We start from the raw sequence: 419 nt of genomic DNA on the forward strand, positions 1-419 counted from the left end.
TAATCGAGCGCCGACAGGATTTTTGCCGCAGCCGTTCGCGCAGCTTCAGCCGTTTCAAATTTGACGCCGGCCGGCAGGGTCGATGTGTGGAGAATGCCGTTGCGGTGGACATTCTCGGCCGGGTCGTAGGCAGCCACGGCGCCATCCAGGCCGCGCGCTGCAATCACCGAGATCTCGCGCTCGAAGGGCACGAAGCTTTCCAGGATCAGCGGCACATTGCCCATCGCCTCGCAGGTGCCGGCGAAGCCGCCCGCTTCCATGTTGCGGAAGACGCGCTGGCCCTTGCCGTCATAGCCCATGCGCCGCGTCTTCAATATGCCGCTGCCGCCGAACGCTTTCAGCGCGGCCGTCAGCTCGCTGTCGGTGTCGACCGGACGAAAATCGGCGGTGGCGATGCCGATGCCGTTGAGGAATGTCTT

At 64.2% G+C, this 419-nt stretch carries 1 protein-coding gene; it reads right to left on the reverse strand.

The window, feature by feature from the left end:
- On the reverse strand, nt 1–419 hold a 419-nt coding region (locus ACWTU8_RS32970; protein ID WP_455851394.1), incomplete at both ends, for an ATP-grasp domain-containing protein.

It is taken from the genome of Mesorhizobium sp. BHbdii (assembly GCF_053848045.1).